This is a genomic window from Kordia sp., assembly GCF_045105435.1.
Classification (GTDB): domain Bacteria; phylum Bacteroidota; class Bacteroidia; order Flavobacteriales; family Flavobacteriaceae; genus Kordia.
Map to the genome: position 1 here is coordinate 1 of NZ_JBGCDL010000159.1, position 14,923 is coordinate 14,923.

At 35.0% G+C, this 14,923-nt stretch carries 11 protein-coding genes; 9 read left to right on the forward strand and 2 right to left on the reverse strand.

Annotated elements, in window-relative coordinates; all coding sequences use genetic code 11:
• A partial coding sequence (locus AB8B65_RS08510; protein ID WP_405300495.1) for a 5-formyltetrahydrofolate cyclo-ligase occupies window positions 1–369 on the reverse strand: 369 nt, incomplete at its 3' end.
• A 150-nt stretch (window positions 370–519) separates the two neighbouring features.
• On the opposite strand from AB8B65_RS08510, the gene uvrC reads away from it, so the two are divergent.
• On the forward strand, window positions 520–2,310 hold the full coding sequence (gene uvrC / locus AB8B65_RS08515) for an excinuclease ABC subunit UvrC (RefSeq protein ID WP_405300496.1): 1,791 nt from the start codon (window positions 520–522) through the stop codon (window positions 2,308–2,310).
• A gap of 9 nt (window positions 2,311–2,319) precedes the next feature.
• Window positions 2,320–4,542 carry a patatin-like phospholipase family protein gene (locus AB8B65_RS08520; RefSeq protein ID WP_405300499.1) on the forward strand — a complete coding sequence of 741 codons (2,223 nt, stop codon included), beginning with the start codon at window positions 2,320–2,322 and terminating at the stop codon, window positions 4,540–4,542.
• Between the two features lie 4 nt (window positions 4,543–4,546).
• Here the strand turns inward: AB8B65_RS08520 and AB8B65_RS08525 are convergent, their stop codons facing one another.
• A complete protein-coding gene (locus AB8B65_RS08525) occupies window positions 4,547–5,413 on the reverse strand; it encodes a hypothetical protein (protein WP_405300500.1) in 867 nt (288 codons plus the stop codon).
• Window positions 5,414–5,709: 296 nt separating this feature from the next.
• Here AB8B65_RS08525 and AB8B65_RS08530 point away from each other — a divergent pair, with 296 nt between their 5' ends.
• From AB8B65_RS08530 to pgi, 7 genes are all read left to right on the forward strand, one after another.
• Window positions 5,710–6,879, forward strand: coding sequence for a homogentisate 1,2-dioxygenase (locus AB8B65_RS08530; protein WP_405300501.1), 1,170 nt, complete (start codon window positions 5,710–5,712; stop codon window positions 6,877–6,879).
• A 115-nt stretch (window positions 6,880–6,994) separates the two neighbouring features.
• Entirely contained in the window at window positions 6,995–8,158 is a 1,164-nt protein-coding gene (gene hppD, locus AB8B65_RS08535; RefSeq protein WP_405300502.1) for a 4-hydroxyphenylpyruvate dioxygenase, read from the forward strand.
• Between the two features lie 232 nt (window positions 8,159–8,390).
• Entirely contained in the window at window positions 8,391–9,335 is a 945-nt protein-coding gene (locus AB8B65_RS08540; protein WP_405300503.1) for a tryptophan 2,3-dioxygenase family protein, read from the forward strand.
• Window positions 9,336–10,266: 931 nt separating this feature from the next.
• Window positions 10,267–11,043, forward strand: a complete 777-nt coding sequence (locus AB8B65_RS08545) for a DUF3108 domain-containing protein (RefSeq protein WP_405300504.1) — start codon at window positions 10,267–10,269, stop codon at window positions 11,041–11,043.
• A gap of 91 nt (window positions 11,044–11,134) precedes the next feature.
• Window positions 11,135–12,100, forward strand: a complete 966-nt coding sequence (locus AB8B65_RS08550; protein WP_405300505.1) for a tryptophan 2,3-dioxygenase family protein — start codon at window positions 11,135–11,137, stop codon at window positions 12,098–12,100.
• Window positions 12,097–13,374 carry a peptidoglycan DD-metalloendopeptidase family protein gene (locus AB8B65_RS08555; protein WP_405300506.1) on the forward strand — a complete coding sequence of 426 codons (1,278 nt, stop codon included), beginning with the start codon at window positions 12,097–12,099 and terminating at the stop codon, window positions 13,372–13,374. The genes AB8B65_RS08550 and AB8B65_RS08555 overlap by 4 nt, the downstream gene beginning before the upstream one ends.
• 7 nt (window positions 13,375–13,381) lie before the next feature.
• Window positions 13,382–14,923, forward strand: a 1,542-nt coding sequence (gene pgi / locus AB8B65_RS08560; RefSeq protein ID WP_405300507.1) for a glucose-6-phosphate isomerase, incomplete at its 3' end; no start/stop codon positions are given.

Sequence of the window (14,923 nt, forward strand, 5' to 3'; positions counted from 1 at the left end):
CAAAGGCACAAAAACCACATCAATTTTGTTTGAAGGCACTTCAATTCCATCCACAGGTTCAGGAATGTTATATACATTCTTTTTAATTTTAGTAGTATCCGTGAGCAGAAAATGTGTCAACGAACTATTTTCAAAATTACTCTTTGATAGGATAATATCTTTATCTTTTCCTGCGAGAATATTCAAAATAAACTCGGTATCAATCTCTTTCTGTTCAGCAATAGTCAGAAACAAATGATAATAGCGTTTTTCCCAAATAGGAAGTTGTAACAACCTATTTGCAATGGCAATACTAAAATCGTCTAACTCTTGGTGAGTCAGGTTATTTCGCAACGCTTTATATTTCTTCCGTAAGGCAGATTTTGACATGAATCAAATTTTAACACAAAAATAAAAATTGTAAATTACATACCCTTTTGTTTTTGGAATAATTGCGAGTAACTTTGTTGATGAACAGCTCCAAAAAAACAGATTAACAAATCAACGAATAATCAAACACCTCATTTCTGCCAACACCAAATGACTGACGCCCTAAAACTACAACTCAAAACAATTCCAACGAATCCTGGTGTATATCAATACTATGATACTGATGGAAAGTTGTTGTATGTAGGAAAGGCGAAAAACTTAAAAAAACGAGTTTCTTCATACTTCAACAAAAATCATGAGTATGGCAAAACAAGAGTGCTCGTAAAAAAAATTGCATCTATAAAACATATTGTTGTTGAAACAGAAACAGATGCATTGTTACTCGAAAACAATCTCATCAAAAAATACCAACCGCGATACAATGTATTATTAAAAGACGACAAATCGTATCCGTGGATTTGCATCAAAAAAGAACGCTTTCCAAGAGTATTTCAAACGCGCAGAGTCATCAAAGATGGTTCGGAATATTTTGGTCCGTACACAAGCGTAAAAACGGTTCGAACACTATTAGATCTCATCAAAGGACTCTATCCGTTGCGAACGTGTAATTACGATTTATCACACGAAAAAATAAACGCAGGCAAATACAAAGTCTGTCTCGAATACCATTTGGGCAACTGTTTAGGTCCGTGCGAAAGTTATCAAACGGTAAAAAGTTACGACGAACAAATTACAGCCATTCGCAAAATACTAAAAGGAAATTTTAAAGATTCCTTGCAGGAATTCAAAATGCAAATGAAAGCGCATGCGGAAGCCATGGAATTTGAAGAAGCGCAAAAAGTCAAGGAAAAAGTAGAAATCTTAGAAAACTATCAAGCAAAATCTACCATTGTCAATCCAAAAATCAACAATGTAGATGTATTCTCTATTATCTCTGATGAAAGTTTCGGTTACATCAACTTCTTGCAACTCTCGTTAGGTTCCATAGTACGTTCCCACACGATGGAAATCAAGAAAAAACTAGAAGAAACAGACAAAGAATTATTAGAATTGGCAATCACAGAAATTCACCAACGTTTTCAAACCAATTCCAAAGAACTCTATGTACCTTTTGAAGTGGAAGTTGGCGAAAAATTCAAAATCACCATTCCGAAATTAGGAGACAAAAAACACATTCTAGACTTATCGCTGCGAAACGCGAAATATCACAGAATGGAACGTTTCAAACAAATAAAACTCACAGATCCGGACAAGCACGTAAACCGAATCATGTCACAAATGAAAAAGGATTTGCGCCTTTCGGTAGAACCGCGACAAATTGAGTGTTTTGACAACTCCAACATTCAAGGAACTAATCCTGTGGCGGCTTGCGTAGTATTCAAAAATGGAAAGCCAAGCAAAAAAGAATACCGACATTTCAACATAAAAACCGTAATTGGTCCAGACGATTTTGCTTCCATGGAAGAAGTCGTATATCGCCGATACAAACGTTTGCTAGAAGAACAACAACCATTGCCACAATTAATTGTCATTGATGGAGGAAAAGGACAACTTTCCTCTTCATTAAAAAGTTTAGACGCGTTAGGTTTGCGCGGAAAAATAGCAATCATCGGAATTGCAAAACGTTTAGAAGAAATATACTATCCAGGTGATTCCATTCCATTATATTTAGACAAAAAAAGTGAATCGCTCAAAATCATACAACACTTGCGAAACGAAGCGCACCGATTCGGAATTACGTTCCATCGCAACAAAAGAAGCAATGCAGCGTTAAACTCAGAGTTAGAAACCATTGCAGGAGTTGGCGAAAAAACGGTGATAGAATTGCTGAAAAAATTCAAATCGGTCAAGCGAATTTCGGCAGCATCACTCGAAGAAATTTCGGCAGTTGTAGGTAATAGTAGAGCAAAAAAAATATACGATAACTTTCATAAAAAATAAAAGGCAACCATGAAGCGATGGATATTCATCTGCATAGCAATCTTTAGTACCATTTCAATTTTTGCACAAAACCCAGAAAAAAAGCGCGACCTAAAAGTAGGTTTAGTATTAAGTGGTGGTGGCGCAAAAGGCTTGGCGCACATTGGCGCATTAAAAGTAATTGACAGCTTAGGAATTCGTGTCGATTATGTTGGCGGAACCAGTATGGGCGCAATCATTGGTTCGTTGTACGCTTCAGGTTATACAGGAAAACAAATCGATTCCATCTTCAAAAAAACAGACTTAAATCTCTTAATTCAAGACGAATTACCGCGTTCTGCAAAAACATTCTACGAAAAAGAAGATGCGGAACGATATGCAATTACACTTCCGTTTAACAACTTTAAAGTGACGTTTCCATCGTCCATTTCCAAAGGACAAAATGTATACAACAAACTAGTTGGCTTGCTGTTGCATGTAGAAAATGTAGACGATTTTAGCAAATTACCCATTCCGTTTCTCTGTATTGCTTCCGACATAGAAAAAGGCGAGCAAATCATACTAGAAAAAGGATATTTACCCGATGCAATTACCGCAAGTGGTGCCTTTCCGTCACTATTTGAACCCATTCTAATGGACGAACGATTGCTCATCGATGGCGGCGTTACAAACAACTATCCCATTGAAGAAATAAAAGCGAAAAATGTAGACATCATCATTGGTATAGATGTGCAAGATGATTTGGCAGACCGCGAAAAATTGCAATCTGCGACAGGAATATTGACACAAATCAATAATTTCCGCACCATCAATGACATGAAAATAAAAAGCAAGCAAACGGATATTTACATCCGACCAAATATTGATGGCTTTTCGGTAATTGATTTCGATCAAGGACGCGAACTCATCAAAAGAGGAGAAGTTGCAGGAAAAGAACAATTCAAAGCATTGCAAGAAATTGCGGCACAGCAACAGCAAAAACGGAACATATTACCTGTAAAAGCAAAAGATTCTATAGTAATTAATTATATACACTTACGTGGGAACGAAAACTATCCACGTTCGTACGTACGAGGAAAACTCCGTTTTAAAACGCCCACTAAAATACCGTTCAAAAAATTTACAGAAGGAATTGGAAATCTGGCTGCGACCGGAAACTTTACAGGAATTCGATACAAAAGAATAAAAAGTAGTGAAGGAAAAGACGATATCATTCTAAACCTGCGCGAAAAACCAAGCAATACATTTTTGCGTTTGGCAGCACATTATGACGATGTGTACAAAACAGCAGGATTGATCAATGTAACAAAGAAAAAACTATTCTTTAAAAATGATGTGGCTTCTTTCGACTTTATCATTGGCGACAACATTCGGTACAATTTTGAGTACTACATTGACAAAGGATATTACTGGAGTGTTGGTGTAAAATCACGATTCAATACCTTTGAACGTGGCGTTAACCTTGACTTATTTTCTAATGATACTTCCAATCCGAATATCAACAGAATTGATATTGAAGTGCTCGATTTTACAAATCAATTATACATTCAAACAGTTGTACGAGAGGAATTTATATTTGGTGTTGGTGGCGAACATAAACGCTTAAAAATTGCTTCGGAAACGATTAGCGAAGATGATGACTCAGAAACGATCTTTGAACGTAGCGATTTTGTAAGTGCGTTCGGATTCTTAAAATTAGATACCTATAATAACAAATATTTTCCTTCGGATGGGTTGTTCTTTTCAGGAGACTTTCACTGGTATCTCTATTCGTCTAATTTTAACAAAAACTTTGAACCTTTTTCGTTTGCGAGAGCAAAAATTGGCTACGCAACACCATTATTTGATAATGTATCTTTAAACATTTCGTCGGAAGGTGGTTTTAAACTTGGAGAACCTGGTACCAATTCCTTAGATTATGTTTTAGGTGGATTTGGAAACAATTTTATCAACAATTACATTGGCTTTTTAGGCTATGATTTTCTGAGTTTTGCAGGAGATAGTTTTGTAAAAGGTACGCTTACGGTAGATTATAACTTCTTACCCAAACATCACCTAAATTTCACGGCAAACTACGCCAATGCAGGCGAAAATATATTTGACACAGGCGAATGGTTTTCCATTCCAGATTTTAACGGATATGCTTTTGGCTACGGCTTAGAAACATTTTTTGGGCCACTACAAATCAAATATTCATGGTCACCAGAAGTAGAAGAAGATCAACTATATTTTAGTTTTGGTTTTTGGTTTTAAAACATCATTCCTTACATTTCAATCCTATATGCGCCATATTTCCAGCCATAACACGAAATAGTGTTGGTATATTGAGTAGTTTTTCAAAGTGTTTTTTACCGCCTTCGTCTTTATAAGAAATGGTAATGGCAGTCAATTTATCTTCATGGAATACTTCAATCAATTTGGCATAGTATCCATAGAATTTCTTTTTCTTCTCATCAAAACCAATCAGTGAAACAGTTGTATTTATTCCTGCATCCAAAAAATTACTTCGTTGGTATATAGAACCTTCTTTTATAAGGCTTTCACGATTTTCACAGTACACCTCAATATCTCGCTTATAAGTAATACTATCATTTTTTCTGTAAGTACGATGAAAACTTCTTTCCAATAACTCCATACCATTGTCAATCAGCTTATTTCGAAAATAAAAATAGATCATTTTTTTATCTGAATACATTCGGTATTTTCCATCAATTGGTAATAATGAAGTGTTAATTTTTCCGTCTCTAAAGTTCATGTGCTCAAGTGGCAAAATTGCTAGAGTATCTTGCTTAACTAAATCACTTTTTCTATGCAAGTTCCATTGCTTAACCTTAATAGAATCATTAATTTCTCCCGAAAAATACAACGTATCTGCAACTTGTAACCTATCACGGTCTTTTTTAGTAATAATAGCTTCTAACACATAGCTAAAATCTTTTGGACTTCCTTTAAAGGTATAATATCCATCCTTTAAAAACTGAAAATCTTTGGTTAAAATGGTGCTTTTTACGTGCGGGCTGTAATAATCAAAATGCGCTTTATACAACAATGTATCTTGCTGTGCATAACTTTGCACATAAAACAAAAGCACAAAAACGACGATAAGTATGTTACTGTTTTTCATTTTCTCTTAATCAGTTGTAATATATAGCATTTAATTATCAAAAATAAACCGCAAACATGACTTCAATCATAAAAAATCTATAAATAATTCCGATATTTGTGTAAAGATGAACAAAAATCATCTGCTAAATTGATACAAGTGAAACCTTTTTGGAACGACTTACTAGCGCATTTACACTATCTTATCAAGCGAAATCCTGAATAAGACAGCGTTGTTTTTTTGTTAAATGTGAACCCAATTCTTCATATTTTTCTATATCTTATCACATCATTTTTACGATTACAAAAAAATAAAATATGCCTTTTTATCATAAACTAGGAAATATTCCACCAAAACGACACACCATTTTTAGAAAGCCAAACGGCGATTTATACTATGAACAGCTTTTTGGAACGATTGGTTTTGACGGAATGTCCACAAATAGTTACCACGAACACAGACCCACACAAGTAAAAGAAATTCGCAAGCAATACAGCGTACAACCTAAAATTGCCAAAGCGAATAATATGCAATCGTATCGCTTCCGCGGATTTCAAGTGCCACCAGAAGCAGACTATTTAGAAAGTAGAAAAGTAGTGTTGACCAATAGCGATTGCAACATTATTTTAGCGGCTCCGCAAGAATCTACACGCAATTATTTCTATAAAAATACAGACGCAGACGAATTAATATTCATCCATAAAGGAACAGGAAAACTCCGCACAATGCTCGGAAATCTTGATTTCAAATATGGAGATTATCTATTAGTCCCACGCGGAATCATATACAAACTCGATTTTGACACTGACGACAATCGTTTGTTCATTGTAGAATCGTACCGACCAATATATACGCCAAAACGCTATAGAAACTGGTTTGGACAACTCTTAGAACATTCGCCATTCTGTGAACGCGATCTTAGAAGACCTTATGAATTGGAAACCAATGATGAAAAAGGAGACTTTCTCATCAAAGTAAAAAAGCAAGGTGACATTTTTGAAATGGTCTATGCAACACATCCTTTTGATGTTATTGGGTATGATGGTTACAACTATCCGTATGCGTTTTCTATTCACGATTTTGAACCAATAACAGGACGCATTCACCAACCGCCACCAGTACATCAAACTTTTGAAACAGATGCTTTTGTAATTTGTTCGTTTGTACCAAGACTCTACGATTATCACCCGAAAAGCATTCCAGCGCCATACAATCACAGTAACATTGACAGTGATGAGGTATTGTACTATGTTGATGGTGATTTTATGAGTAGAAACGATATTGATGCAGGACATATTTCGTTGCATCCAGCGGGAATTCCACACGGTCCACACCCAGGAGCGGTAGAACGTAGTATTGGAAAAACAGAAACCGAAGAATTGGCGGTAATGGTAGATACATTCAAACCATTACAAGTAACGGAAGAAGCGATGAAAATTGCCGATGAAGACTATTACAAATCTTGGTTAGAAAACAGCAAACACTGATGACACAACACACAACCAACATTGCAACGCACATTCGCGCCATGTGGTAAATACGTAATTATTTACACAAAAACATACAAAAACGAATTTGCAAACGCATACAAAAACAAACAAGATGGCAGCAGAAATAAAAAACTTAAAAGATTTACAAAATACAGAATACGGACTCAAAAAATTATTTGATGACGCAGAAGACTTTCTTCCGTTACTCGGAACAGATTATGTAGAATTATATGTTGGGAACGCAAAACAATCCGCACACTTTTACAAAACAGCATTCGGTTTTCAATCAGAAGCGTACGCAGGATTAGAAACTGGCGTAAAAGACAGAGTTTCGTACGTATTAAAACAAGATAAAATCCGATTGGTGTTAACAACTCCACTAGGAAAAGGTGGCGAAATTAACGAGCATATCGATTTACATGGCGATGGTGTAAAAGTCGTTGCACTTTGGGTAGAAGATGCCACAAAAGCATTTGAAGAAACGACCAAAAGAGGCGCTAAACCGTATATGGAGCCAACGAAAGAAGAAGATGAAAACGGATATGTAGTACGCTCAGGAATTTATACCTACGGAGAAACGGTTCATATTTTTGTTGAACGTAAAAACTACAACGGATTATTCTTGCCAGGATATACAAAATGGGAATCGCACTATAATCCAAAGTCAGTTGGGTTAAAATTCATCGATCACATGGTCGGAAATGTAGGTTGGGGAGAAATGAAAGAATGGTGCGAATTCTATGCGAAAGTAATGGGATTTGCGCAAATTATTTCCTTTACGGATGATGATATCTCTACAGATTTTACTGCGTTAATGAGTAAAGTAATGAGTAATGGAAATGGTAGAATCAAATTTCCAATCAACGAACCAGCAGAAGGAAAAAAGAAATCACAAATAGAAGAATATTTAGACTTTTACAATGGTCCAGGTGTGCAACATATTGCCGTTGCTACTGATAATATCATTGAAACGGTTTCGCAAATGCGCGAGCGCGGCGTAGAGTTTTTATATGTTCCAGAAACCTATTATGACGATTTATTAGAACGTGTTGGAGACATTGACGAAGATGTAGATGAGCTTAGAAAACATGGAATCTTAATTGATAGAGATGAAGAAGGATATCTGTTGCAAATCTTTACAAAAACCATTGTAGACAGACCAACAATGTTCTTTGAAGTCATTCAGCGTAAAGGCGCACAATCATTCGGTGTCGGAAACTTTAAAGCCTTATTTGAAGCAATTGAAAGAGAACAAGCAGCACGCGGAACTTTATAAATTGTTTGATAAAAATACAAATGTCATTGCGAATGAAAGGAAGCAATCTGGCGAATATGATAAACTATTGTCACATTGAGCGCAGTCGAAATGCTTATAAAGCGTAAAGGTTCTTTTAAGTTCTCGATAGCTTCGCTAGGTAGCTTCAATTAAAATATATTTTAATTTCGATAATGCTCGAAATGACAACTTAAATTACAAAACATACACTTTCTCTCCAAAAAACAACAACATGACCAGAGAAGAATTACTCGCCGCCATAGATAAAAAATATTTAGATATGGGGCAAAATCCTGATGTACACCTTTCAGGATTATTGCATGCAGAACCTATGAAATATTGGGATTTTGTACAAGTAGATGCACTTTTAGGCTTGCAAACCCAACGGACACAATTGCCTGATGAAATGGTTTTTTTAATCTATCATCAAGTAAACGAATTGATCTTTAAGATGATTCTGTGGGAAATGCAACAAATAGCACTTACGGAAAACATTTTGCCAGAAAAATTTATCATGCATCTCATGCGAATCAGTCGTTATTTTGATTTGCTGTCCAACTCTTTCGACATTATGGGCGATGGAATGGAAGTGGAACAGTACATGAAATTCCGTGATACCTTAACACCTGCAAGTGGTTTTCAATCGGCACAATACCGAAAAATAGAAATTGCTTCTACAGAGCTTATCAACTTGATTGATTATAGATTTAGAGCCACCATTGATCGCGAAACGCCCTATTTACATGCGTATAATAACATGTATTGGCAAGTTGCAGGAAACGATCATAAAACGGGAAAACGCAGCAAATTGATGGAGAACTTTGATGAGAAATACAAAAAAGAACTCATCGCGTGGATGAAAGAATACAATACCATCAATCTTTGGACAAAGTTTAAGCAATTGCCAAGAGATTATCAAAACAATACAGATTTAATCAATGCGATGCGTCATTACGATTACACCGTAAATATTAGTTGGGTAATGCATCATTATCACGCTGCGGCGAAATATATAAATTCTGATAAAGGAAATGCAGAAGCTACAGGTGGAAGCGATTGGCAAAAATACATGCATCCAAAATATCAAAAAAGAATCTTCTTTCCAGCACTTTGGAGCGAAGAAGAGCTGAAAAACTGGGGAATTACCAATTTAGAAGGCTATAAAACATTAAAATAGCCATAAAAACCAAAACTGGAAAGTGTCAAAATGTTGCATATTTCTCAAAAAAAGTAAAAATTCATTGAGTATTCAATAAAATTCATCGACAAAATACAGTTGTGAATATAAAAATTGTGTTAAAGTTAAATACTATGCTTGCATAACACATTTCTCGTTCTATATTTGCAGTGCAAAAGCGAGTGGTTTCCTTTTGCAACTTTAAGAAAAGAAATTTTCATAATATAAAGTTTTGGTTGGTTAATAAATAAAGAGAAGCTCGATCGTAGGATCGGGCTTTTTTTATGCACTCATTTTATCAGAAACTAAAAATATATTGAGTATTTCACAACAAAAAACATGTTTTACTGAACATTCAATAAGAAACATCGATAAAGTACAGTAGTGAATATAAAAATTGTGTTAAAGCAAAATACTATGCTTGCATAATAAATAACTCGTTCTATATTTGCAGTGCAAAAGCGAGTGGTTTCCTTTTGCACTTTAAGATTTTCATAATTTAAAGTTTTGGTTGGTTAATAAAAAAGAGAGCTCGGTCGAAAGATCGGGCTTCTTTTTTTTACACTTTTTCTACTAGTAAATGAACCCATAAAAAAAGATCTTTAAACTGTATTGATAGTTTTTATTACACATTCAATCTGTATATATTATTATAATTTACAGTTGCATTTTATAGGAAAATTTGTATAAATCAGAAATCCATTACCATGCTGCAACTAGCAATATGTGTTAATTGTAATCAATACACTTTCCAGCAAAATCGAAAAAATAAAATCAAGACATAAAAAGGGGAAAACAGTAAAAAAAAGATAGTTTTGGATTACTGTTGTAAAAAAATAAATCGTTTTTTGGAATAGTAATTGTAATGCTAACATAAATTAACAAAAAGTAACAAAGTATTTTATTATTTTTACAAACCTTTATACTAAACATGAAACACATACTCTCTATAATATTCCTACTCTCTTGCTTTGTAGGACAGGCTCAAAAAAAACAAGACGCATTTGAAACAGGCGAATGGTTTAAGTTTAGAATTCACTATGGAATTATAAATGCCAGTTACGCTACGCTCGAAGTCAAAGACGGTAGCCTAGATGGTAAAAATGTCTATCATGTGGTAGGAAACGGAAAAACAACAGGTTTTGCTAGTATCTTTTTTAAAGTAAATGACAACTATGAAAGTTATTTTGACAAAAAAACAGGTAAGCCATACAAATTTATCCGAAACATTGATGAAGGTGGACACACAAAAAATGTGGAAATTGATTTCGATTACAAAAAAAAGAAAGCACTCGTAAATAATAAAAAGCACAATACCAAAAGTGAGTATGACATTGAAAAAAATGTACAAGACATGGTTTCTGCGTTCTACTACTTACGTAACAACTACGATGTAACTAAGATAAAAGAAGGTGAGGAAGTTGTACTAAACATGTTTTTTGATAAAGAAAATTTCAAATTCAAGCTAAAATTCTTAGGAAGAGAAACGATGAAAACGAAATTTGGTAAAGTTCCTTGTTTAAAATTCAGACCGTATGTGCAAGCAGGACGTGTATTTAAAGAAAGTGAAAGTCTAACATTATGGGTTTCTGATGATGAAAACAGAGTACCAATTCGTATCAAAGCAAAATTAATGGTAGGTTCATTAAAAGCAGATTTAGATGCTTTTAAAGGACTCAAACATCCATTCAAAATATTGGTAGACTAGTGTAAAACACACAAATTTGTTCGCAACCACCAACAAATACTAGATTATTGGTAAATTGCATCTGATAAATTCTTAAACTAAAAATAAGAAGATGAAAATTTCTCCAGAAATTGCAGCACGAATTGAAAAATTAGACAAAAAATACACAAATTCTGGACAAGACTTAGGTTCGTATCTCGACGGATTACTACACCAAAGATACCTTACCTATTGGGAATACATTCATTTAGATACTTTACTAAGCTTACAAATACCGCGTACTTTTTTTCCTGATGAAGAAATCTTTATCATGTACCATCAAATTACTGAATTATACTTTAAACTCATCATACATGAGCAAAAGCAAATCATTGATGACAAAGATCAAACGGCGAAATTCTTTACCGAACGCATTCACCGAATTAACAATTACTTCAAAGCCTTAATTTCCTCTTTTGAAATTATGATTAACGGTATGGAAAGAGAGCAATTTCTTAACTACCGAATGTCTTTATTGCCGGCTAGCGGATTTCAATCGGCGCAATACCGAATGATCGAACTATATTCCACACCTTTAGAAAACTTAGTGCATCATACCGTACGTGATCAATTTTCTGCGAAAGACAGTTTGGACGATCTTTACGAAAACATTTACTGGAAAAAAGGAGCAACCGACAGCAAAACAGGCGAAAAAACCTTAACACTCAAGCAATTTGAATACAGATATACGCCACGTTTTATGCGAATTGCTGCCGATGTGCAACATAGTACCATATATCAGCGTTATTTAGCATTGCCTACAAAAGTAAAAGAAAACAAAAATCTTATTGAAGCGCTCAAACAGTTAGATCTCAATGCAAATGTCAATTGGCCACTCATGCACATGGGTTCGGCATATCGCTATTTAAGACGCGAAAAAAAGACCATTGAAGCTACCGGAGGAACAAATTGGAGAGAATACTTGCCTCCAAGCTTTCAAAAAGTGATCTTTTTTCCCGAAATTTGGAGCGTAAATGAAAAAAGCGAATGGGGAAAAGAATGGGTAGACCATATCTTTAACACAGAAAGGAAAAAATGAGAATATCGAAAGTTATATTGATTGCATTAGTATTTATAGGGCTTAACGCATGTAAAGACAATGTGAAAAAAGAAAAAGAAATCGTGCAAATAGAAGTGCCAACTCCAGATCCGATGGAATTTGGTTTTCACCTAAACGACTACGTAGTTGTCAAAGATACGGTGCGAAATGGCGATAGCTTTGGCGAAATTCTACAAAAAAACAATATCAATTACTCCAAAATCTATCAAATTGCCGAAAAAACGAAAGATACGTTTGACATTCGTAAATTAGTTGCAGGAAAGCCATATACACTGCTTTGTACAAAAGGTGATTCGCTCCAACGTCCAGAATGTTTCATCTATCAAAAAAATAGTGTAGACTATGTTGTCATAAAATTCAAAGATTCTATCAATGCCTACACGGAAAGCAAACCTGTGAAAATTGTAGAAAGAGAAGCGTCTGGTGTTATTACAAGTTCACTGTCTAGCGCTATTGATGACGCAGGATTAAGCCAAAAACTAGTCGGCGATATGTCAGATATTTACGCGTGGACAATCGATTTTTTCCGTTTGCAAAAAGGCGATCAATACAAGCTTATTTTTACTGAAAAGTATATAAACGATACCACTTTCGTGGGAATTGACAAAATAAAAGCAGCATACTTCAAACACAATGGCGAACCGTTTTATGCCTTCGAGTTTGAAACCGATAGTATAAAGCAAATTGTAGACTACTATGATGAAAATGCTAAAAACTTACGCCGTGCGTTCTTAAAAGCGCCAGTAGTATTCAAAAATGTACGCATTTCATCACGTTACAACTTGCGAAGACGCATCAAACTATACGGAAACCGAATTAGAGCGCACAAAGGAACCGATTTTGCTGCACCACGCGGAACACCAATTATAACAACAGCCAATGGAGTTGTGGTTGAATCTGCCCGTAGAGGCGGAAACGGAAATTACGTAAAAGTAAAACACAACAGTACCTATTCTACCCAATACTTGCACATGAAAAAACGGAAAGTAAAAGTGGGCGAATTTGTAAAACAAGGTGACGTAATTGGTTGGGTAGGAATGACAGGAAACACGTCTGGTCCGCACGTATGTTACCGTTTCTGGAAAAATGGACGTCAAGTAGATCCTTTCAAACAAAAATTGCCAGATGCTGATCCGATTGACTCAACATTAAAAGAATCTTATTTAAAACACATCAAACCATTAAAAATTCAAGTTGATGGTGTTGAAATAAAGCTTCCGCAAGAAGAAGCACCAATAACTGCAATAAACTAACAAACACATGTTAACAAACATAAACCCTACAGAAACTGAAGTTTGGAATAAACTTCAGGAGCATTTCTATGCAACGAAATCGTTTGCGCTAAAAGATTATTTTTCAACCGATTCAGAAAGAGCCGATCGTTTTACCATTCAGTGGAAAGACTTTTATGTAGACTATTCTAAAAATAATATCTCGCAGGAAACGATGAATTTATTATTAGAATTGGCTTCTGAAGTACATCTCAAAGAAAATATTGAAAAATACTTTGACGGCGATATTATCAATGAAACTGAAGGGAGAGCTGTATTACATACTGCTTTGCGCGAAACGGAAAACAGCACCGTTTATGTAGATGGAAAAAACGTCATTCCAGAAGTATATGAAGTCAAACAAAAAATAAAAGAATTCTCGGAAGCGATCATTTCTGGAACTCAAAAAGGACATACAGGAAAAGCATTTACAGATGTTGTAAATATTGGAATTGGTGGTTCGGATTTAGGTCCGGCAATGGTAACAGAAGCGTTACAACATTACAAAAACCACTTAAATGTACATTTTGTTTCCAATGTAGATGGCGATCATGTACAAGAAGTGATTAAAAAGTTAAATCCAGAAACGACATTATTTGTCATTGTTTCAAAAACATTTACAACACAAGAAACCTTGACAAATGCAATGACCATTCGCGAGTGGTTTTTAACGCATGCATCTGAGGAAGCGGTAGCAAAACACTTTGTAGCAGTTTCTACGAACTTGGAAAAAATTAGTGAATTTGGTATTGCTGCAGAAAATGTATTCCCAATGTGGAATTGGGTTGGTGGACGTTTTTCACTTTGGAGTGCTGTTGGTTTATCAATCAGTTTGGCAACAGGTTATGACAACTTTGACAAACTCTTAGTTGGTGCGCACGATATGGATACGCACTTTAAAACAGCTTCGTTTGATCAAAATATTCCTGTAGTATTGGCATTATTAAGTGTTTGGTATAACAACTTTTATGATGCAGAAAGTGAAGCCATTATTCCGTACACACAATACTTACACCGTTTTTCGGCATATCTGCAACAAGGAATTATGGAAAGTAATGGTAAAAGTGTTGACAGAAAAGGAAATCGTGTCAATTACCAAACAGGAACCTTAATTTGGGGAGAACCTGGAACAAACTCGCAACATGCGTTTTTTCAACTCATACACCAAGGAACAAAATTAATTCCTGCCGATTTCATTGGATATGTACAGTCATTAAATGGAAACGAAGATCACCATGAAAAATTAATGGCAGACTTTTTTGCGCAAACAGAAGCGTTATTAAACGGAAAAACAAAAGAAGAAGTTATTGCCGAATTAACTGCCAAAGGAATGGAAGCTATAAAGATAGAAAAATTACTTCCATATAAAATATTTGAAGGGAACAAACCTACAAATACCATTTTAATAGACAAGTTAACTCCAGAAAGTTTGGGTGCATTAATTGCGTTATACGAGCATAAAATATTTGTACAAGGTGTTATTTGGAACATTTTTAGTTACGATCAATGGGGAGTTGAACTTGGAAAACAA